This window comes from Acetobacterium wieringae (assembly GCF_001766835.1).
Classification (GTDB): domain Bacteria; phylum Bacillota; class Clostridia; order Eubacteriales; family Eubacteriaceae; genus Acetobacterium; species Acetobacterium wieringae.
Genome location: NZ_LKEU01000024.1, coordinates 21,309 through 43,389, shown reverse-complemented (window position 1 = coordinate 43,389; position 22,081 = coordinate 21,309). Strand labels below are relative to the sequence as shown.

Genomic DNA, 22,081 nt, shown 5'->3' with positions numbered 1-22,081 from the left:
AAAGTCCAATTTCTTTCTTTTTTTTAAGTTCATCCTGGAAGACCGGGATGATCTTAATACCAACAAAGAAATTGAACTTCTGTTACAGGTTGTTTTTTCAAATCATTTATTGCAGAGTATCCCCTTTAATATTGTTTTTCTTTGAATCCGGCTTTTGATTACTTTTTGGCAAAACAATTGAAAAGGTACTTCCTTTGTTGGGGATGGAGTCAATTTTTATTTTGCCATTATGTTTTTTGACAATATAATCAGCGATATTCAAACCCAGCCCAACACCACCGGTTTCACGGTTTCGGGCATCGTCAACCCGATAAAAACGGCTGAAGACTTTAGCCTTCTCTTCGTCCGTAAGCCCAATTCCAGTATCCTTAACCTCAATCACCAGGTGGCGCTTTCCCTGAACCAGACATAATTGAACCTTTCCACCGACTGGTGTGTATTTAATGGCATTATCCACTAAAATCCGGACCGCCTGTTTGAGTCGTTCTTCATCGCCCCGGTATTGGATCCCAGGCGAAATATTCTCACTGAGTTCAATTTCCTTTTCGTTGGCCAGTTCGGTCATCAGCTCAACCATTTGCTGACACATCGAGGATATGTCAAATACTTCCTTGTCGATAGCCAGGCGCTGATTTTCAGCCTGGGCCAACAGCAATAACTCAGAAATGAGTTTGGCCATCGTTTCCCCTTCACTGGCAATATTGTTTAACCACTTCATGTTGTCCTTGATTTGTTCATCCTCTTTGAGTTTCAGCACCTCAACATTGGTTTGAATAACCGTCAGCGGGGTTCGCAGTTCATGAGACGCATTGGCAATAAATTTCTTCTGATCCTCAAAGGTGTCTTTAATCGGCTGCAGGGATTTGCCAGCTAAAAAATAAGATATCGGAATCAACACCGCAATCGATCCTAAGCCAATTAAAAACAAAAATGAAATGACATAGGCAATAATCGATCGCTCCGTCGAAATTTGCTGAAAAACCTGAAGCACATAGTCGTTGGAATTATTGGAGTAAGGCAAGGTATAAACCCGATACTCAACATTGTCTGAGATTAGCAGATTGAACTGCGGAGCATCCTTTTTTTCAATCGCCAACTCGTACCCCAGCATAATCAGATTACGGTCTTCGACCTTCATCGATTTTACAACATGGCTGCTGTCCCACATAATAAATTGATAACCAAATTTATCATGAACCGAATCCCCGGAATTGATCGGTTGAGCGGTTGTTTGTCCATTGTTTGAAATGATTTCCTTGGCCACCGTAGTCAAATACATTTCTCCGGAAAGCGTAAGACTCCAGTTTACTAAAAAACCCAGCAGAAAGATAAACATGAACATGAAGATAACCAGAATCAAGGTATTAAACATGGTGATCTTGCGTTTGATTTCTTTAAACATGGGACTTAACTCTCCAACCTATTTTTTCCCAAGCGTGTATCCTACCCCTCGGATGGTATCAATTTTAACCTGAGTATCGACAATTTTTTTTCGCAGATTATGAACATAAATTTCAATATTATTTTCATTGACCTCTTTATCAAAGCCCCACACCCGATCCAGAATTTGTTCCCGGGTAAACACCTGATTGGGGCGCTTTAACAACATTTCCAGAATCTTCGCTTCCTTAACTGACAGCTTGAATTCTTTGCTTTCAGTTTGCAGAATATTCTTTTTGGTATTAAAGCTGACATCTTCAAAAACAATCGTCTCGCCCTTGATCCCGTGATCAGGACGACGGCCCAGGGCCCGAATCCGGGCAAACAGTTCTTTGGCAGAAAATGGTTTGATCAGATAATCATCAGCACCCAAATCCAGACCTTTGACCTTGTCATCAATAGTCCCTTTGGCCGTCAGCATCAAAACCGGGGTGTTAATGCCCTGGTCGCGGATCTGCTGCAAAATTTCAATGCCGCTTTTGATCGGCAACATAATATCTAAAACAATGACATCATAAATAGGGTTTAGAGCAAATAACAGACCTTCCTCCCCATCGTTGGCAATGTCACAATCGATGTTTTGTATTTTACATAATTCCTGGAGTGCATCGGTTATTTTTTTTTCGTCTTCTACAAATAATATACGCATAAAGCGACTCCTTCCACCTTTTGAATTTTGATTATAAGTTAACAGATTAATTATAGAGCCAAAATCTTAAAGCTATATAAAACAAGGAAAATATGATATTATTCTAAGATAATCGAAACCAACCGTACCGACCTGACACTTATCGATGATCACTCTATCTGACTCCAGGGTCATTGTCGGTACTACTTTTATCTTTTTATTTATCGATTGGTTATGGAGGTTCCCATGAAAGAGATACTGATTATTGAAGATGATAAGAAAATATCCCGGATCATTGAACTGCAGCTTAAGCATGCCGGTTTTGAGACGGTTAAGGCGTTTACTGGCCGGGAAGGGATCGAAGCCTATCATCAACATCCCGGCTTTGATCTGGTTTTACTTGACATTATGCTACCGGAGGTCTCTGGTTATGATGTCCTTAAATATATCAAGAGCCAAAATCATCACCTGCCAATTATTTTGTTGACCGCCAAAGACGATACCAATGATGTGGTAACCGGTTTTGACCTTGGCGCCGATGATTATGTGACAAAACCCTTTAATTTTGACGAGCTGTTGGCCCGAGTTAAAGCCAATATTCGAAAAAATGCTCCTGAATCCGCACCAAATAGCCATTTGATTTTTAAAGATATTGAGATCGATCTGGATGCTTTCAGCGTTAAGCGCCAATCCCAGGAAATCAGTTTATCCCGAACCGAATTTGACCTGTTTTATTATCTCGTCCTGAACCACGATCTGGTTCAGTCCCGGGAACAGATCCTCACCAAGGTCTGGGGCTTTGATTATGACGGTGGTGATAATATTGTTGATGTTTATATTAAATATCTGCGGGACAAAATCGACCGGGATTTTGATGAAAAACTGATCCATACCGTTCGGGGGCGGGGCTATGTGGTTCGATAAGCTAAATATTCCCGGTCGTAAAAAGCCGTTAAAAATATATCATCGCATTGTGTTCTTTTTTATTCTGGCTTTGACGGCTGTATTAACGCTTTCGTTTTTGATGGTTTTCTTTTTCTCCCAGCAACTTATTTTAAACGAAAGCAAAGCGACGATGATCCGCTTTAATAATTACGTCATCAATACCCTGGACGAGAACATGCCCGCCCTACTCAGCTTACCAGCTGACCAACGACTGGAATTCATTTCAGAAAAACTTTATCCCTATGTCAAGGATAATTCGCTCATTGCCTATCAACTCAAGGATAACCAAGGCAATATCTATCAATCATCCGAAATCCTGACTGATCTGCTGGTTGCTGAAAACCTCGATAAGTATAATTTTCATTTATTCGAGTTCAGCTTTAATGACGACAACGATCAAACCATTACCGTAAACTCGTTGCGCTACAACCAGATCGAATACTATTATCTGGGGTCCTACTATGTGCTGGAAGACGGCGACATTATCTATCTCCAGATTATCAAAAACCTCAATGATAGTTATGTATTCATGACTACCCTGTTTATTCTGATGATCGCCATCAGCATTCTCGGACTGATTGCCATAATTCTAATCGGCATTTATGGTACCAAGCAAACCCTGAAACCGCTGATTGAAATCTCCGAAACCGCTAAAAATATCACCGAAAACAATTTAAATGTGCGGATCGAAGAAACCGGCAACAAGGATGAGCTGGATCAGCTGATCATGTCTTTAAACCAGATGATCAAAAAACTGGAATCCGCTTTTAATAACCAGAAGCGTTTTGTTTCGGATGCCTCCCATGAACTGCGGATTCCTCTAACGGTGATTCAGGGCTATATTGATATTTTATCCGATTGGGGCAAAAATGATCCGCAACTCCGGGATGAATCAATTGAAGCGATTCGGGATGAAATTCAGGGGATGAATAAGATGGTCGAAGATTTATTATTGATTACGCGAATTGAAAACAATTATTTTGATGAAGATTTTATTATTCTGGATATTTCGACGCTTTTGGAAAAGATTTTTTATCAGTGTCAGATGATTGATCCCGATCACCAATACATCATGGAATCCTGTGACCACGCCTTTGTCCGGGGTAATGAAGGCCTGCTGATCCAGGCGATTCGCGGTCTGCTGGATAATAGCCGCAAGTACACTCCGACTGGTGGAACCATCACCCTGAGCTGTCGCGTCCATAGTAAAACCACTAATGAAATCATTGTCAGCGATACCGGTTGTGGAATCCCCGCCGCCGAGCTTGACAAAATCAAGGAACGTTTTTACCGCATCAGCAGTGACCGTTCCCGGGCCACTGGCGGTTCGGGCCTGGGATTATCGATCATTGACAGCATCGTCAGCATTCATCGCGGCAAACTGATCATCACCAGCGAAATCAATCAGGGCACCAAAGCGACTATCTTGCTAAAAAAACAGTAAAAAAACGGGGCGGATTGCCCCGTTTGAGGTTGTCGATAAACTACCGTACCGACCAATTGTTAATCTGTTGTTCGCTGCACCATGCGAAATCCGCTACGCTCCTTTCGCATTGGTCGCGGGCAGTCGCCAACTATAAGCAAGCTTATGATTGGCTCGTTGCCTGCGCGCAGAATCGGACAGGCGATGCCGTGTCCGCTCCGATGCGTAGGGTCTGACCCCTAGGTCACAACATGATGTAACAATTGTCGGTACTAGGTTATCTTTTCTGACAGTCTGAAACGGGGCGGATCGCCCCGTTTTATTTCTATAAACATTCAGCAAAAATCTGCACCGCCTGATCAATTTCGGCTTTGGCAACCACCAGCGGTGGCACAAAACGAATGGCATTGCTGCCAGCAGTAATCAACAACAAGCCTTTTTCCATCGCTTTGGCAACGATAGCCCCCAAATCGGCATCAATCTGAACCCCCACAATTAGTCCCATACCACGCACCTCTTTAATAGCCGGATGCTCTTTTTTTAAGGCTTCCAGTTGGGCTTTAAGATAATCCCCTTTTTCCTCCACCGCTTCAAAAAATCCCGGTGCGGTCAGGGTTTCAATCACATATTTGGCGGTGGCCGTCACAAAAGGATTGCCACCAAAGGTGGATGCATGGGTTCCCGGGGTAAAGACTTCGGCCACATGGTCTTTGGCAATGATGCCACCAATGGGAACCCCGCCCCCTAAGCCTTTTGCCATCGTCACCACATCCGGTACAACACCATATTGCTGGTAAGCAAACAATTTCCCTGAACGACCAATCCCCGTTTGCACCTCGTCAAAAATCAGCACGATGTTTTGTTCATCACAGATCTTTCGAACCTCTTTTAAATAGTCCGGATCGGCGGGATAGATTCCCCCTTCGCCCTGAATCGGTTCTAAAATAATCCCACAGGTTTTGGGGCTGATCTGCGCCTTCAATGCCTCAATGTCGTTATAAGGCACATGATAAATTTCCGGCATCAGCGGTTCCAGATTTTCCTGGTATTTTTTTTGGCCTGTAGCAGTAATCGCCGCATAAGTTCGGCCATGGAAAGATTGATTCATGGCAATGATTTCCACTGCTTCCACGTCTTTTTTAAGCTTGCCATACACCCGGCACAGTTTTAAGGCCGCTTCACAGGCTTCTGCCCCGCTGTTACAAAAGAATACCTTATCCAGGCCACTGGCCTTGGTCAGCATTTCGGCCAGTTCAATGCCCGGTTTGGACCAGTAAAGATTGGAAATATGAACCAGTTTTTCCATTTGTGCCTGCATTGCTGCCAGCAGACCCGGATGGGAATGACCCAGGGCATCAACAGCAATCCCAGCCACAAAATCCAAATATTCTTTGCCATTATGATCAGTCAGAACACAGCCCTGACCCTTATCAAAGACCAGAGGAAAACGCTTATAGGTTTCCATGATCACATTACTTCCTCGTGTTATTAAATCCATATTGTCCTCCTTATATAATGGAACGACGAATCATCGTTCCGACCCCGGCAGCCGTGAACAATTCCAGTAGCATTGAATGTTCCACCTTGCCGTCTAAAATATGAACCGAATTGACTCCCTGATTCAGGGCATCGACACTGTTTTCCACCTTGGGAATCATCCCGCCGGAAATAATCCCCTCTTCAATCAGTTTGGGCACATTTTCAGCGAAAAGGCGCCGGATAATCGAATCCGGATTGTCCGGATCCATGTAGACCCCGTCGGTATCGGTTAGATAAATCAGCTTTTCAGCTTTGACTGCCTTGGCAATGGCATAAGCCACATGATCAGCATTGATGTTGTAGCTCTGGCCGGTTTTATCCGTGCCAATCGGCGCAATCACTGGCAGATAATCGTCCTTTAACAGGGTATTCAAGAGCCGGTTATCAACCCGGATAATGTCCCCAACAAAACCGATGTCCAGATTATTAACAAATTTCTTCTTCACCTTGATCATCCCGCCATCTTTTCCTGAAAGGCCGACAGCATTCATTTCACGGTTCTGAAGCAGCTGGACAATTTCCTTGTTGATTTTTCCGGATAAGACCATTTCGGCAATTTCGACCACCTTTTCATTGGTAATCCGCAACCCTTCGACAAATTCGGTCTGGATTTCCAAGTCACTCAGCATTCCGGAAATATCTTTGCCGCCGCCATGAACAATGATCAAACGGATGCCCACCAGACGCATCAGCGAAATATCATCCATCACCGACTGCTTTCTGGCCTCATCATACATAAAACTACCACCATATTTAATGACCATGGTTTTCTTTTTAAACTGTTGGATATAGGGCAAAGCTTCGATCAGAATCTTGGCCTTTTCAATATATTTTTCCATTATTTACTCTTTTCTATTTAACTTCGGTAATCGCCGTTGATTTTGACATAATCGTAGGACAAATCACATCCCCAGGCCACAGCTTTTTCATCGCCTTCTTCCATTTCAACCACAATATAAATATCTGTTTCGGACAGCACTTTCTTCGCTTCATCTTCATCAAAGGCAATCGGGGCACCATCGTTTAAGAGGGTAATCATCCCAGCCTGACTGGAAAAAACCAGGGAAACCTTCAAGGGATCAAATTCAGCCCCGGAATAGCCCAAGGCACAGAGCACCCGACCCCAATTGGCATCTTCCCCAAATAAGGCGGTTTTGACCAAACTGGAGGTGATAACCGATTTAGCCAGCTTGCGGGCATCCTCTTTGGTTTTTGTCCCACGAACTTCCACTTCCACAAACTTGGAAGCGCCTTCGCCATCGCGAATGATTTTTTTTGCCAGGGTTTTATGTACATATATGAAAGCTTCTCTAAAGATCTCATAATCCGGGGTATTTTCCTGCAAGGGCAGATTTCCAGCCATCCCGTTGGCAATCACCGCTACCATGTCATTGGTACTGGTGTCGCCATCCACAGAGATCATATTGTAAGTATCAACAGTGGTTTCTTTTAGCAACTGATCAAGCAGGGCTGGTTCAATATTTGCATCAGTCGTCACAAAGGACAGCATCGTCGCCATATTGGGATGAATCATCCCGGAGCCCTTGGCCATGCCGCCGATCTTTACGGACTTACCGCCGATTTCCACCTCGACGGCAATGGTCTTTTTTACTGTATCGGTGGTCAGAATCGTATTGGCAGCAATCTCGCCGTCTGCTGGGCTGTTTCCCAATTTTGGCCCCAGGGTCTCAATCCCAGCCAGGATTTTCTCAACCGGTAAAATCACCCCAATCACCCCAGTTGAGGCAATCAACACATCCTCCGGCTGCACCCCTAAAACCGTCGCCGCCTTGTTGGCCGTGGCGACTACAGCTTCCTCGCCTTTTTGTCCAGTGCAGGCATTGGCGTTGCCACTGTTGATCACCACCGCCTGCTTGTAGGGATTATTCATGACTTTGTTACACCAGAGAATCGGGGCTGCTTTGACAACATTGGTGGTTGTCATGATGCTGGTTGCCCCGGGTACCTCTGAAAAAATCATCGCCAGATCATTTTTTTCGTTCTTTTTAATGCCGCAATTGATTCCCCCGGTTTTAAAACCCAGGGGGGTTGTCACTCCGCCTGTCTTTATTAGTTTCATGTCTTTGCTCCTCGTATTTTAATGAATCATCTATGATCCGTCAGGTTTTCACCAAACTGTCATACCGACCAACTGCTAATCTGTTGTCGGTGCGGACTCTATATTCTTATATCACACCATTATTAACTGATTTGTCACTGCTTATTTAAATGGGAAAATCGGCAATAAAGTCGATACCGGTTTTTTCAGCCAGTCCAAAACAGATATTCATATTTTGTACCGCCTGCCCGGCGGCTCCTTTAATCAGATTATCAATGGCTCCTACAACAATGACGTGGTTGGTTCTAGGATCGATGGACAACCCGATATCACAAAAATTAGTTCCTTTCACCCAGCGGGTTTCCGGCATCCGATTTTCCAGAATTCTGACAAAATATTCGTCGTTGTAGAATTCACAGTAAATCGCCTTGATCGCTTCCAGACTCAGGTCAGCGGTTAATTTAGCATAGGATAAGGCCAGAATGCCCCGATTCATTGGAACCAGATGGGGGGTGAACAGAATATTAAAATCCTGACCATTTAATAGCCGCAATTCCTGCTCAATTTCCGGCGTATGTCGATGGGAACCGATTTTATAAGCCTTGATGGTTTCATTGCACTCGGAGTACATCAAATCGGTGACTGTTCCCCGGCCAGCTCCAGTTACCCCCGATTTGGCATCGACGATAATACTACCCATATCAATAAGATTATTTTTAATTAATGGCGCCAGGCTTAAAATGCTGCAGGTTGTATAACAGCCGGGATTTGAAATAAGCTGGGCCTTTTTTATCTCTTCCCGATGCAATTCACATAATCCATAAACCGCATCATTCAGTAATGAATGGTTAAAATGCTCGGTTTGGTACCAATCCTCATATACATCGATATCTTTAATCCGGAAATCAGCCCCCAGATCGATGACCTTTGTTTTTGTGAGTACCTCTGCCGTAACGGTTTTGGATGCAATTCCATGGGGTAAGGCTAAAAATACCACATCCGACTTCTCTGCCAATTCTTTGATGTCGGTTGCTTCACAAACGAGATCGGTAATACCTTGAAAGTTTCCATAGATATCACTGAATTTTTGTCCGGAAAAGCTTCTGGTTCCGATTGTCACCACTTCTACTTCAGGATGCCGCATTAAAATACGGATCAGTTCCTGTCCGGCATAACCAGTTCCTCCGATAACAGATGCTTTAATCATTTTATTTTACTTCCTTTCTTAAATGTCTTTGTTTAAGAATAGTAAGAGTTTAGGCAAACCGGGTCACACAATCCCACAAAAAATCGAGATGCGGTTTATCTACAATCTTAGTATTCTATTTTTATACTATCCAAGTAAACTCTTTAAATATTTATTTTACCAAAATATGTGAAGTCTGTCTGTTAGTTTCTTAAATATATAATATATTATTTTTGTATTATACTAGTTTTTATATGCATAATCAAGCGTTTTTATGTATATTTATAAATTTATGCGAATTATTTTCTTTTTATACTTGCTTTTCTCTTGAAATGATTGTATAATCATTCATGTGATTAAGTTGATTATACCAACGAGATAATTATCAGGAGGATATAAAATTGAAGAAAAAAGTAATTCTTGCCTATTCCGGGGGATTGGATACCACAACCATTATCCCATGGCTTAAAAATACCTATGACTATGATGTTATTGCTGTGTGTGTCGATGTGGGACAGGGTACTGAACTTGACGGTCTCGAGGAAAGAGCTCTGGCTTCAGGTGCCAGCAAATTATATATTGAAGACGTAACCGACGAATTCGTCGAAGATTATGTGTGGCCCGCGCTTCAAGCTGATGCCATTTATGAAAAAAAATACTTGTTGGGCACCTCCCTGGCCCGTCCTTTGATTGCCAAGGTGCTGGTAAAATATGCTGAACTGGAAGGCGCTGAAGCCATCTGTCACGGTGCCACCGGCAAGGGAAATGACCAGGTTCGTTTTGAATTGACCATTGGTGCTTTAGCACCACAGTTAAAAATCATTGCCCCCTGGCGAATTTGGGATATCAAGTCCCGGGAAGATGCCATGGACTATTGTGTCATGCATGATATCAAGGTCCCTATGTCGATCAGCAACAGCTATAGCCGGGATAAAAATATTCTGCATATGAGCCACGAAGGTCTGGAACTGGAAGATCCATCCCTGGAACCACAATACAAGAAATTACTGCAAATGACTACCCCATTGGAAGAAGCACCTGATGAGGCTGAAATTGTCAGTCTTGACTTTGAACAGGGCATTCCCGTCCGACTAAACGGTGTAGAAATGACGGGCCGGGAACTACTTGAACAACTCAATATTATTGGTGGCCGTCACAGCATTGGTGTCGTTGATCTGATTGAAAACCGGGTGGTAGGGATGAAATCCCGGGGAATTTATGAAACTCCCGGCGGTTCAATCCTTTACAAAGCCCATGAAGAATTGGAACATATGTGTCTTGATCGTCAAACCTTTGGCTTTAAACAACAGGCAGCCGTTAAATTTGCTGAACTGGCCTACAACGGCGAGTGGTTTACACCGCTGCGGGAAGCTTTAACAGCCTTTGTCGATGAAACCCAAAAAACGGTTACCGGAAATGTTCGTTTAAAGTTATATAAGGGCAATATTATTCTCATTGGCGTGACCTCACCTTACTCACTCTACAATGCCGAAATTGCCAGCTTTACCACTGGTGATCTTTATGATCATAAGGACGCTGAAGGATTTATCCATTTATTTGGCTTACCGCTTAAGGTTCGTGCTTTAATGCGACTCAGCCGCGAAGAAAAAGGGGAATAGAATAAAATGAAAAAAATGTGGGGAGGTCGGTTTTCTAAAAAAACCGACCTTTTAACTGATGATTTCAACTCGTCCATATCCTTTGATCAACGCCTATACAAACAGGACATCACTGGAAGTATTGCCCATGCCCGAATGCTTGGAAAACAAAATATTATTGATCCCAACGAAGCTGAACTGATCATCAAAACGTTAGAAACGATTCTTATCGATATCGAAGCCGGAAACGTTGAGTTTTCGGTATCAATGGAAGATATTCATATGAATGTCGAAGCCATTTTGACTGAACGAATTGGTGACGTCGGCAAAAAACTCCATACCGGCCGAAGCCGCAACGATCAGGTGGCGACCGATATGCGCCTCTATGTCAAGGAGATTGCCGATGACTGCAAGTCTCTAATTCGCAACCTGATTCTGACCCTGCTCGATCTGGCTGATGACCATACCAACACTATCATGCCCGGCTATACGCATCTGCAACGGGCCCAACCCATTACTTTTGCCCATCATCTGATGGCTTATGTGGAAATGTTCAAGCGGGATATGATCCGAATGACCCAGGTTAAAGCGATGGCAGATACCTTACCGCTGGGTTCCGGTGCTTTGGCAACCACTACCTATCCACTGGATCGATCAGCAGTTGCCGCAGAATTGGACTTTGCCTTTGTTTCCCTGAACAGTCTGGATGGCGTTTCGGATCGGGATTTCTGTCTTGATTTCCTTGAAGCAGCCTCCGTCTTAATGATGCACCTCAGCCGTTTTTCGGAAGAGATCATCCTCTGGTGCAGCAGCGAGTTTAATTTCATCACTCTCGATGATGCCTTCAGTACTGGCAGTAGCATCATGCCTCAGAAAAAAAATCCGGACATCGCTGAACTGGTGCGGGGTAAAACTGGCCGGGTATATGGCAACCTGATGGGCCTGCTGACCACCATGAAGGGGATTCCCCTGGCCTATAATAAGGACATGCAGGAGGATAAGGAACCAGTATTCGATACCTATGATACCATTAAGATCTGTCTGATCACTTTTGCCAAAATGATCAAAACCCTGACCGTTAATAAGGAAACCATGAAAAAGGCAGCCGCCGGCGGATTTTCCAACGCCACCGATGCCGCTGATTGGCTGGTTAAGCACGGGATCGCCTTTCGTGATGCCCACGAAATCATTGGTAAGTTAGTATTTTTTGCGCTGGAACAGCAAAAAAGTCTGGATGAACTGACCCTGGACGAATACCGGAGTATCTCACCAGTTTTTGATGAATCCATTTTTTCTGCCATCGATCTGAATGTCTGTGTCAACCAACGAAATATTATTGGCGGACCAGCCGAAGAGCAGGTTCGCAAAGCCATCGCATTGAACCACCAATGGTTAGTTCAGAATTAAACGCTAAATGCCCTGTCTTAACAACGCAATTAAATCAAGAAAGTTTTTTTAGCTTCCTTTGTCTTGTTTTTCACAAAGAAATATGGTATGCTTTAGCTATATCTTACGCATTTTTACACAGAATTAAAATATAGAAATAGAGAGTATAAAATGGGAAAATACAAGGTTGGTAAAGAAACCAAGGAAAAGATTTATGAGGCATCTAAAGCCTTATTTTATGAATATGGCTATACCAGCACCACCTGCCTGAAGATTGCCAAAGAATCCGGGGCGAATGTTGGTCTGATCAATTATTATTATGGTTCAAAAGGCGGCCTTGGAATTGAATTATATAACGAACTCATGTCGACTATCAAAGCGAAGGTTACCGAAAATCTTTACAAATTAGGGCTCGAAACAACCCTTTTACTTCAAACCGCCGTTGAGTGGCGGGTATTGAACAACAATATGCGATTCAATAAAAATTTCAGTCGATTTTACTACGATTTACTGGGAGAAAATGTTCTTTACAAGGAACAAAGTGTGGTCACCGATTTTTACCGCAATCTGGCTGAAAGCTGCGACCTTCACTACAGCGACTTTGAGATTGCCTTTATTGCGTTCGCCAGCGCCGGTGCTACACAAGGTATTAATCTTGCTTATGATGCCGGGCTTATTGATTGTTCTTCTCAAGATTTCATTAACTCCAGTATTCATCTATTGCTGAACAATATGGGTCTTGATCCAGAACTTATCAAACAGGTAATTAGCGAATCCTACGAAATCGAAAAAATGTTTACCGTGCGAATCGAAAAAAATTTTAACATTGTCTGATCGTATCATTTTTTCTGGCTTCTCCGGTATCCTTACAGCGTCATGCTTAACATGGCGCTGTTTTTTTATACTCTTTCTCCCATTTTTTTTAACTTCAATTAATATTTGAACTACATAACGTCAACACACTATTTTAACGCTCCACTCATCACTGTAAAATTTTTATAATTCATGTTTTAAACGTTTATAAATGTGTAAAATTCTATATATTTTCGTAATTATTCACTTTTAATGTAAATAATGCTGGACATTCCCGATTTTGCATGCTATTATCATCATACACTTAAACGTAACTAATATTGTACTTGTATAACTTATTGATCACTGAACCACTATCTTAGCTTTATCGAACTATTTTTCGGCTCAGTGATTGAAATAGTGCTTTTGGGGGTGATTCGCACACCAATTTAAGAAGGAGGATTTAAAAAACGCATGTTATAACCCCCTTGCTATTATCCGTTGTGAACCAAGCCAAACAGCAAACGTTTAAATGACATTTGAATCCTAACTAATCATGTTATTTTTCGCGGCTGACTGGCTACATACCCATCTCGAAAATCGGGGCTGGGTAAACTTTAAACATCCTGGTCTGATTCCAGGGTGATATCTTTTAGAAGAGGTGAAATTATGAAAAATAATACGTTCCTAAAAATTGCAGTATTATCGGTTTTCTTTGTCCAAATGGGGGTTGGTACCATCACACCGGCTATCGCCAGTATTGCTGCGGCCTTCCCTGATGTTCCATTTACATCCCTGTTGCTTGTTTCTACTCTGGCAGTATTAATGTCTGTTCCGGCTACCCTGATCTCCGGTCGACTTGCCGGTGGTGTTGTAAAATACAAAACGCTGTTAATCATTGGTATGATTCTCTTTATCGGTGGTGGTATGGCCCCCTATTTTATGACGACTTCCAGTTTTACGGCAATTCTGATCGTTCGAGCCATCTTCGGTATTGGACTCGGGATTGTTACACCTTTGGGCGCCGCACTGATTATCGCTTTCTTTGATGGTGAGGTACGGGCTCAAATGATGGGCCTCAGCGGTGTCGTTGGCAACGTAGGTGGAATTCTCTTCCAATTACTCGGTGGTTTTGCGGCGACAATTTCCTGGGAATATGCGTTTTTAGTTCACGGATTAGGGATTATAACCTTAGTGATTATTCTGTTCCTGCCTGAGCCAGCAAAAGCTCCCGTTCAAGCAGTTGGCGAAGCAAAGCCCAAATTACCCGGGGCCGTGTTTGCTTTTGCCGGTTTAATTTTCTTCTTGATGGTTCTGATTTACCCGATGCTGGTTAACATGTCTTCAATTATCGCTGCCGGTGGTATGGGAACTGCTGGAGATGCTGCCCTCGTCTTGACGATGTTCACAGTTGGCGGAATGCTGGGAGGTTTAATTTTTGCGAAAGTCTTCGGTATTTTCAAAAGTAATACCATGCCATTAGGCGTTGCTTTAATAGCTGTCGCCATGGTCAGTATTGGTCTGGGAAATTCCATTGCCTTTATGTACATTGGTACAACTGTTGCCGGTGTTGGTTTAGGTTTTATCATGCCAAGCATCTTCATGAATTTGGGCGCAGCCGTCCATCCCAGCCAGATGCCCACCGCCTCGGGAATTGTCATGGCATCCATGAATGTCGGTGGATTCTGTTCGGCTTATTTCTTCGCTCTTTTAGCTGGAGTTATGGGCGTTGACATGATGGTTAATATTAAATTTCCTTTCTATGTTTCAATGATCACTGTTGCTGCCATTGCGATCGTTCTTCTCTTTATTAAACCGAAGCAGCAAAGTGCAGCTCAACCGGAATAATCAATCTGAATTTCAACCTAAAAAACCACAACTGCAAAATGCGTTGTGGTTTTTTAATCTTTGATATTTTGAGTTACTCATTAATCTCGCTTAGATGCGTCTTAGGGGGTACCATTGTCAGACCAATCCCCATCAGAATGATCGCAAAACCGGTCAATGAAAGAAATGACGGGGTTTCTCCCACAAAAAAGAACACGAAAATCGGATTGAGTATGGGTTCGGCCAATGATAGAATCGAGGCTTTCAATGGTGAAATCAGGCGCACCCCCCCTGATAAAAAGAGATAAGCAATACCAATCTGAAAAACACCCAGAAAAATCAAGCCCAACCAACCATAAACTGAGATGCCGGTGAAGTCCAGCTGACTGGACATGGTTAACAGAATGATCAAACTCAACCATAGGTTGTTTAACCCCACAATTGAAGCATCCGATATGGGATAGTCTTTGTCCAGTAAATACTGAACTGCCGCATAGGCAATCCCATTGGTTAAAGCCAGCAGATCACCCCAGGGGTTTCCACCATCAGCCGCACTTAGTATTAGAATGATCCCCAGTAAGATAAACAGTCGTGGAATCAAATCACGCTTTGTTATTTTTTTCCCTTTGACCACGTAAAACAAGTAAAGCCATAGTGGTGCCGTACATTGAAGAATAATGGCATTAGCTGCCGTTGTAATCTTTGTTGTTAGTACAAACATCATGCATAAATAACAGTAGGAGACCACCAAACCAACATAATATTTCGAAAATTTGATTTTCTTCCATTGAATCATGGGCAAAAAAATAAGACCCGCTATGATTGCCCTACCAAATGTAATCGTAAAGGCATTCGCATTGATCAGCTTGATAAACAACCCGCCGGTGCTGAATAACATCATGGCAATGAGCACATATAAGGTTCCCTTTGTCGTTTTTTCCATGGGCACCTCCTTTTCATTTTTTAACTTGTTTTATCATAATACCATAACCATCAAATTATTTCTCTATATTTTTACGTTTATTTCCGGTATAATGTCCATAATAAGGTGGAGGTAAACTTTGCATGTTATCACAGATAAAAAGTAGCGGATTACTGGGTGTTAATGGCGTTATTGTCACAGTCGAAATTGATATTTCCCGGGGTCTGCCCGCATATTCACTGGTCGGTCTACCAGATGCCGGCATTAAAGAATCCAAGGATCGGGTTTTTTCAGCCATCAAAAACAATGGTTTCAAATATCCGATGGAACGAATCACCATTAACCTCGCTCCAGCCGATCTCAAAAAAGAAGGCCCAGCCTTTGATCTGGCCATTGCTCTGGGCATCCTGACTGCCTCAGAGCAACTGACTTGGGATCATCCCGAGAGCTTTTTGGTTATCGGAGAACTATCCCTCAGCGGCGAAATTAGAAGCGTTAATGGGGTGCTGCCGATGGTACTGGCGGCTAAAGAAACTGGCATTGCCAACATTCTGGTGCCCTTTGATAACCGTCATGAAGCAGCGGTGGTTCAGAATGTGAATGTTTATCCCGTAAAAGATTTTCACGAAGCAGTTTCCTTTTTGAAACAGGAACTCGTCATCGACCCCTTTATAATCAACCTTGATTCTCTCCTGAATGTTGAAAACAGCTGTCACAGCATCGATTTTTCCGATATCCGGGGCCAGGATCTGGCCAAACGGGGGTTAGAAATTGCCGCCGCCGGGGCTCACAACTGTCTGATGAGCGGACCTCCCGGGTCGGGAAAAACCATGTTGGCTAAAGGTTTTCCTTCCATCCTGCCGGATCTCACCTTGGACGAAGCGCTTGAGATCACCAAGATTCACAGCATTTCCGGACTCCTGAAAAATAATGCCATCATCAGTCAACGTCCTTTTCGCTCTCCCCACCATACCATTTCTAAAGTTTCACTGGTTGGTGGTGGCCGAATCCCCAAGCCTGGTGAGGTTTCACTGGCCCACCTGGGGGTGCTTTTTCTCGATGAGCTGCCGGAATTCCAAAAATCGGCTCTGGAGGTGTTGCGTCAGCCGATTGAAGATCAGGAGGTGACGATTTCCCGGGTCAACGCCTCGCTGACTTTTCCGGCCAGCTTTACCCTGATCACTTCAATGAACCCCTGTCCCTGCGGTTATCTCACAGACCCAGCCCATGAATGTATTTGCACGCCCCAGCAGATTAAAAACTATCAAGGCAAAATATCCGGACCATTGCTGGATCGACTGGATATTTTTGTGGAGATTCCCAGCACCACCTACGATGAGCTTCAGACCAAACCCAAGGGTGAAAGTTCTTCTGTTATCAAAAAACGGGTCGATGCTGCCCGTGAACGACAAAATCAACGCTATCAGAATTTGGATATTTTTTATAATGCCCAGCTTACGCCAAAACTTATGGAGATTTACTGTAAACTTGGCCCAGCTGAAGAAAACCTGATGAAAAATGTCTATACCAAGATGAAACTCAGTGCCCGTGGCTACCATCGGATTTTAAAGTTAGCCCGTACCATTGCCGACTTAGATGGATCCAAAACCATTCAAGTCAACCATTTATCCGAAGCGATTCAGTATCGGGGGATGAACCGATTGTCCTGATGTCGGCAATCGATGTTGCGTCTCGCTGTGCAAAAAAGACAAAAGACTATCCGTTTATCGCTGATAGTCTTTTTATCTTAGTACTAAAATTATTTTTTTCTAATCATCGAATTCACAAAGCGATCTTCATTTTTGCGCAAATACCAAAGCCCGCCGATGCCTATTGCCACCAATGCCAAACTGATCAGTTGAGCAGTTCTCAGCCCCATAAACATCAAGCTGTCGGTTCTCAGGCCTTCAATGAAAAAACGCCCGATGGAATACAGGCCAAGATAGACAAAAAGTAATTCGCCGTCGACCTTTTTAATTTTGTCTTCATAGAAAAAGATAAAACCAAAAACCAGCAGATTCCAGACCGATTCATACAGAAAAGTCGGGTGCACCCTGATGATTCCCAGAGCAGCATCATTGACCGTAATGGCCCAGGGCAAATCGGTTTGCGAACCATAGGCTTCCTGATTGAAATAATTCCCCCAGCGCCCAATCGCCTGACCTAAGGGCAGCGCCGGTATCAAAACATCGGCCAGCGCAAAAAAACTGATCTTTTTAACCCGACACAAGATAATAGCCACAATGATTCCAGCAATAATGCCGCCATGAATAGCCAACCCACCATGCCAGGTCGCAATGATTTCTTCCGGATGGGCCAGATAATAGTCATAACTGAAGATGACATAATAAAGTCGGGCTCCGATGATCACCGCTGGGGTCATATACAAAAAGAAATCCATAATGATCTCAGGATCAAGCCCATATTTGGGTGCCCGTTTTATCCCGATGAACAATCCGATCAGTAATGCCGAGGCAATTAAAACCCCATACCACCTGACATCAAAGCCAAATGCAGTAAATGCGATTGGGTTTGGTGCAATCATAATTAAAGAATTGTTGCCAATTGACCGTTTTTAGCTCCGGCAGCATTTCCTTCTTCAACATCAAGATGCATGTCTAATTTAAATTCTGGGTGAACCCGTACCAGGACATTGTCAAAAATCAAACCTCGAGGTCCATCTAATTTTACCGAAACAATATCTTTGTCTTTCAAGCCAAATGCTGCGCCTTCTTCTGGACTCATATGAATGTGTCGGGCTGCAACGATGGCACCTTTAGCAATTTCGACTTCGCCAGCTGGTCCGACAATTTTAACGCCAGGCGTATCTGCAATATCGCCGGAATTACGAAGTGGTGCTTGAATCCCTAAACAGAAACCATCGCCAACAGAAACTTCCAATTGGGTTTCTGGTCGAACGGGTCCCAAAATACGAATTCCTTTTAAAGTTCCTTTTGGTCCAACCACATCTACTTTTTCTTCGGCGGCATATTGACCTGGTTGTGATAAATCTTTCATTGGTGTTAATTGGTAGCCTTTACCAAATAATACCTCTAAATCTGCCTGTGATACATGAATGTGTTTGTTAGACAACCCGATGGGTACTTTTCTTTCCAATTTATATCTCCTTAAATAAATATATTTTTAACAATCTTTATTCTATCTAATAACCAATCAAATGTTAAGATAATATTTTGTCTTCTTTACTTTTTTTCGATTTTTTTATTTTTTGGCTTAATTCCAGCATTTCCTGGGCATGTTCCCAGGTTTTTCGGGTTACTTCTGCGCCGCCCAGCATTCGGGAAAGCTCCTCTTTTTTACCCTTTTCATCCAAGGGTAAAAATCGTACCTCTACCCCCTCATTCTGCGCAAGCTTTTGCACCATAAAATGCTGGTCGGACATCGCCGCAATCTGGGGCAGATGGGTAATGCAAATAATCTGTCGGCCTCTGGGTGGCGTAACACTGAGGGCCTGAATTTTTTCGGCTACCACCTGGGCAGTTCGACCGCTGATCCCGGTATCAATTTCGTCGAACACCATCGTTTCAATGGCATCCAGATTTCCGAAAATACTTTTTAAACTCAGCATAATTCGGGATATTTCCCCTCCTGAGGCCACCTTCCCGAGTGGTTTGGGTGCCTGACCCGGGTTGACAGATATTAAAAACTCCACCAGATCCTGACCATGGACACTGACCCGCTCCGGATCATGTTCCACTGAAATCTCAACCTGAGTCTTTTCCATAGCTAACTCCGCCAACTCATTCTCAAGGGCCTTTTTCAGCGCACTGGCTGTTTTTAAACGCAATTGATAGAGATTATTACTGATCTTATTATAATTATCTTGAAGACCGCTTAATTCCTGATAATATTTCTGCAGATTTTCATCCCGATTCAACAGGTTTTTTAAACGAATGCTGCTCTCTCTGGCGTAGCAAAGAATTTCGGTAATATCATGACCATACTTCCGCTTCAACTTGGCAATGATGCTTAGTCGGGTTTCAATCTCATCCAAATCACCCAAGCTGTACTCCATATCTTCGAGATATGAACGGATTTCAAACGAAAGATTTTCTGTTTCACTTAAAATGCCATTAACCGTCTCCAGACGTTCCTCAAAACTTGTGTCTATTTTGGCAATTTCAGTCATACTTGCCGCCAGTAGACTAAGGGCATCAAGAATCGGGGGCTGCTCGGCGTTTTCTCCTCTTAGCAATTCATAGGCTCTGCTGGTGTGTGTAAAAAGACGTTCCCGGTTTTCCAGAATCCGTTTTTCCCCTTCCAGTTCTTCATCTTCACCAACAACAAGAGCCGCCGCTTCAATTTCATTGATTTCAAACTGCAAGGCTTCTTTTTCTCGCTCCAACTCACGTTCATTTGTTTCCAATTCTGCAATCAACTCGTGAATCCGTTTAATCTCGCCTGCCGCAGCAGCTATCTGATCTCGATATTTTCGGCTTTTTTCGCCGCCGAAGGCATCCAGTAGCTGGCGATGATTCTCCCTTTTGAACAAGGATTGATGTTCATGCTGGCCGTGGATATCAATGAGCTCATCACCGATTGCTTTTAATTGGGTGACGGTGATAATCAGACCATTGGCGCGGCAAATATTACGACCCCGATCATCGATTTCACGGATTAAAATCAACTGACCATCCTCCATGGGGATACCATATGCTTCGCATTTTTGAATCAGAGCTGGCTGGTCACTGACATCAAAAAGTCCCTGTACCGTCATCTTGCCCTTGCCCTGACGGATGTTGGTCTTATTACCGCGGTTACCCAGAACCAATGTCAAAGCGTCAATGACAATGGATTTTCCGGCTCCGGTTTCTCCGGTGATCACATTGAGACCTGGATGAAAATCCACCACCAGATGATCAATCAGCGCATAGTCGTTAACAACAAGATTTCTCAGCATCAGTCCCTCCCTATTTCATCAACTTTTTAAATTTACCGACAATTTCTCCAACCATATCCCGATTGCGAACCAACACAAAAATGGTATCATCTCCGGCAATGGTTCCAACAATCTCACTCCAATCCATTGAGTCAATGGCCAGAGCCGCTGCCTGGGCCATGGCTGGCAGGGTTCTCAGGACAATGGTGTTTTCCACATAGTCAATCGTAAGCACCGACTCCTTAAAAACTGCCGTAACCCGTTCATTATAAATAGTACCAATGTCCTTTAATGGGGCATAGTGCTGAATACCATCGTGACTGCTCACTTTGATCAGCTTCAATTCTTTAATATCTCGGGAGATGGTGGCCTGGGTTACCGGAAACCCGGCATCTTTCAATGCCTGGGCCAACTCTTCCTGAGTTTCGATGAGATTATTTTCAATGATTTCAATAATTTTTAATTGTCTCGATACTTTCATGTCTTTCCCTTCTTTCTCCAAAGTTTGTCAAGATCGCCACCTGTTGTCGTGTTAGTTATTTTTGCCTTTTGATTTTTTAATACTCACTGGAAAGCTTGATTCGTAGCCGGTCATAACTGCTCATCTGGTTGAGCCGAATCAACCGGGTGCAATAGGTGGCCTTTTTGACCTTAACCGCATCTTGTGGTGAAATCGAAACGGTGGTCTGTCCATCAAAGGTAACCATAATGTCTTTTTCACGATCTCCGAATTCCAGTTTGATGACCTCATCCTCCGGCAAAATATAAGATCGGTCATGAAGTCGATGGGGACAGATCGGGTTAAGAATCATCACTCTCGCCTGGGGTGACACCACTGGCCCTCCAGCAGCCAAAGAATAACCGGTGGATCCGGTGGGAGTGGCGATAATCAACCCATCAGCCCGAAATTTGTCAATGGTTGAGCCGTTAGCCCGGGCTTCAATATCCATCATTCGAAAGCCCCGACTCTTAACCAGAACATCGTTTAATGCCATATAAAAGCAGGCGCTTTCATTTTCTTTTTTGATGCTGCAACTTAACATCATCCGTTCTTCGATGTAATAATCTCCAGAAGTTAAATTCTTAAGCGCCTCTTCATAATTACCCGCCTCGCCTTCGGTAAGAAAACCCAATTTACCCAGATTAATGCCAAAAATTGGTATCGAATAAAAACAAACTTTCCGTGCTACAAATAAAAGCGTGCCATCCCCGCCCAGCACCAGAATACAATCCGGCTTTCGGTAAAAAAGGTTTTTAGGATAATAAATAACACATTCATGGGGATATTTTATCTGGCCTTCCAGTAGGGCTATTTTAAAGCCGTGCTGGATTAGATAACCGATGCATTTTTCTGCCAAAGCAGGGCTGTCCGGCTTATCCATGTTGAGATAAATACCGATTTCCTTAAAGTTTTTAAATTCAGCTTCCAATCGTAC

General features: G+C 43.3%; 19 protein-coding genes. 7 read left to right on the top strand and 12 right to left on the bottom strand.

Annotated elements, in window-relative coordinates; translation table 11 throughout:
• Positions 1–106: 106 nt before the first annotated feature.
• Positions 107–1,402, bottom strand: a complete 1,296-nt coding sequence (locus tag ACWI_RS06030) for a sensor histidine kinase (RefSeq protein WP_070370529.1) — start codon at positions 1,400–1,402, stop codon at positions 107–109.
• An 18-nt stretch (positions 1,403–1,420) separates the two neighbouring features.
• On the bottom strand, positions 1,421–2,089 hold the full coding sequence (locus tag ACWI_RS06025; RefSeq protein WP_014355748.1) for a response regulator transcription factor: 669 nt from the start codon (positions 2,087–2,089) through the stop codon (positions 1,421–1,423).
• Positions 2,090–2,314: 225 nt separating this feature from the next.
• On the opposite strand from ACWI_RS06025, the gene ACWI_RS06020 reads away from it, so the two are divergent.
• The gene (locus tag ACWI_RS06020) at positions 2,315–2,992 is read left to right on the top strand and encodes a response regulator transcription factor (protein WP_070370528.1); all 678 of its coding nucleotides are present in this window, start codon (positions 2,315–2,317) and stop codon (positions 2,990–2,992) included.
• Positions 2,979–4,457 carry a sensor histidine kinase gene (locus tag ACWI_RS06015; RefSeq protein ID WP_070370527.1) on the top strand — a complete coding sequence of 493 codons (1,479 nt, stop codon included), beginning with the start codon at positions 2,979–2,981 and terminating at the stop codon, positions 4,455–4,457. The genes ACWI_RS06020 and ACWI_RS06015 overlap by 14 nt, the downstream gene beginning before the upstream one ends.
• Positions 4,458–4,761: 304 nt before the next feature.
• Here the strand turns inward: ACWI_RS06015 and ACWI_RS06010 are convergent, their stop codons facing one another.
• From ACWI_RS06010 to argC, 4 genes are all read right to left on the bottom strand, one after another.
• Positions 4,762–5,934 carry an acetylornithine transaminase gene (locus ACWI_RS06010; RefSeq protein ID WP_070370526.1) on the bottom strand — a complete coding sequence of 391 codons (1,173 nt, stop codon included), beginning with the start codon at positions 5,932–5,934 and terminating at the stop codon, positions 4,762–4,764.
• A 10-nt stretch (positions 5,935–5,944) separates the two neighbouring features.
• On the bottom strand, positions 5,945–6,814 hold the full coding sequence (gene argB, locus ACWI_RS06005) for an acetylglutamate kinase (protein ID WP_070370525.1): 870 nt from the start codon (positions 6,812–6,814) through the stop codon (positions 5,945–5,947).
• A gap of 17 nt (positions 6,815–6,831) precedes the next feature.
• Positions 6,832–8,055, bottom strand: a complete 1,224-nt coding sequence (argJ, locus tag ACWI_RS06000; RefSeq protein WP_070370524.1) for a bifunctional glutamate N-acetyltransferase/amino-acid acetyltransferase ArgJ — start codon at positions 8,053–8,055, stop codon at positions 6,832–6,834.
• 145 nt (positions 8,056–8,200) lie between these two features.
• Positions 8,201–9,241: an N-acetyl-gamma-glutamyl-phosphate reductase gene (gene argC, locus ACWI_RS05995; protein ID WP_070370523.1), complete on the bottom strand. Its 1,041-nt coding sequence runs from the start codon at positions 9,239–9,241 to the stop codon at positions 8,201–8,203.
• Positions 9,242–9,621: 380 nt separating this feature from the next.
• On the opposite strand from argC, the gene ACWI_RS05990 reads away from it, so the two are divergent.
• The 4 genes from ACWI_RS05990 to ACWI_RS05975 all read left to right on the top strand — a co-directional run bounded on the left by ACWI_RS05990 (position 9,622) and on the right by ACWI_RS05975 (position 14,844).
• Complete coding sequence (locus ACWI_RS05990) at positions 9,622–10,839, top strand: argininosuccinate synthase (RefSeq protein ID WP_070370522.1); 1,218 nt, start codon at positions 9,622–9,624, stop codon at positions 10,837–10,839.
• A 6-nt stretch (positions 10,840–10,845) separates the two neighbouring features.
• A complete protein-coding gene (gene argH, locus ACWI_RS05985; RefSeq protein ID WP_070370521.1) occupies positions 10,846–12,225 on the top strand; it encodes an argininosuccinate lyase in 1,380 nt (459 codons plus the stop codon).
• 150 nt (positions 12,226–12,375) lie between these two features.
• A complete protein-coding gene (locus ACWI_RS05980; protein ID WP_070370520.1) occupies positions 12,376–13,038 on the top strand; it encodes a TetR/AcrR family transcriptional regulator in 663 nt (220 codons plus the stop codon).
• A 627-nt stretch (positions 13,039–13,665) separates the two neighbouring features.
• Complete coding sequence (locus ACWI_RS05975; RefSeq protein WP_070370519.1) at positions 13,666–14,844, top strand: MFS transporter; 1,179 nt, start codon at positions 13,666–13,668, stop codon at positions 14,842–14,844.
• A gap of 73 nt (positions 14,845–14,917) precedes the next feature.
• Here the strand turns inward: ACWI_RS05975 and ACWI_RS05970 are convergent, their stop codons facing one another.
• On the bottom strand, positions 14,918–15,766 hold the full coding sequence (locus ACWI_RS05970; protein ID WP_070370518.1) for a DMT family transporter: 849 nt from the start codon (positions 15,764–15,766) through the stop codon (positions 14,918–14,920).
• A gap of 122 nt (positions 15,767–15,888) precedes the next feature.
• Between ACWI_RS05970 and ACWI_RS05965 the strand changes: the two genes are divergently transcribed.
• Entirely contained in the window at positions 15,889–17,415 is a 1,527-nt protein-coding gene (locus ACWI_RS05965; RefSeq protein WP_070370517.1) for a YifB family Mg chelatase-like AAA ATPase, read from the top strand.
• A gap of 89 nt (positions 17,416–17,504) precedes the next feature.
• On the opposite strand, the gene lgt is transcribed toward ACWI_RS05965, so the two are convergent.
• The 5 genes from lgt to ACWI_RS05940 all read right to left on the bottom strand — a co-directional run bounded on the left by lgt (position 17,505) and on the right by ACWI_RS05940 (position 22,075).
• Complete coding sequence (gene lgt / locus ACWI_RS05960) at positions 17,505–18,290, bottom strand: prolipoprotein diacylglyceryl transferase (protein ID WP_070370516.1); 786 nt, start codon at positions 18,288–18,290, stop codon at positions 17,505–17,507.
• Positions 18,291–18,292: 2 nt separating this feature from the next.
• Positions 18,293–18,862 (bottom strand): phosphate propanoyltransferase, encoded by a 570-nt coding sequence (gene pduL, locus ACWI_RS05955; protein ID WP_070370515.1) that lies wholly within the window; start codon positions 18,860–18,862, stop codon positions 18,293–18,295.
• Between the two features lie 64 nt (positions 18,863–18,926).
• Positions 18,927–20,666, bottom strand: coding sequence for a DNA repair protein RecN (gene recN, locus ACWI_RS05950; RefSeq protein WP_070370514.1), 1,740 nt, complete (start codon positions 20,664–20,666; stop codon positions 18,927–18,929).
• 10 nt (positions 20,667–20,676) lie between these two features.
• Entirely contained in the window at positions 20,677–21,126 is a 450-nt protein-coding gene (locus tag ACWI_RS05945) for an arginine repressor (RefSeq protein WP_070370513.1), read from the bottom strand.
• A gap of 76 nt (positions 21,127–21,202) precedes the next feature.
• On the bottom strand, positions 21,203–22,075 hold the full coding sequence (locus ACWI_RS05940; protein ID WP_084633528.1) for an NAD(+)/NADH kinase: 873 nt from the start codon (positions 22,073–22,075) through the stop codon (positions 21,203–21,205).
• Positions 22,076–22,081: the final 6 nt, after the last annotated feature.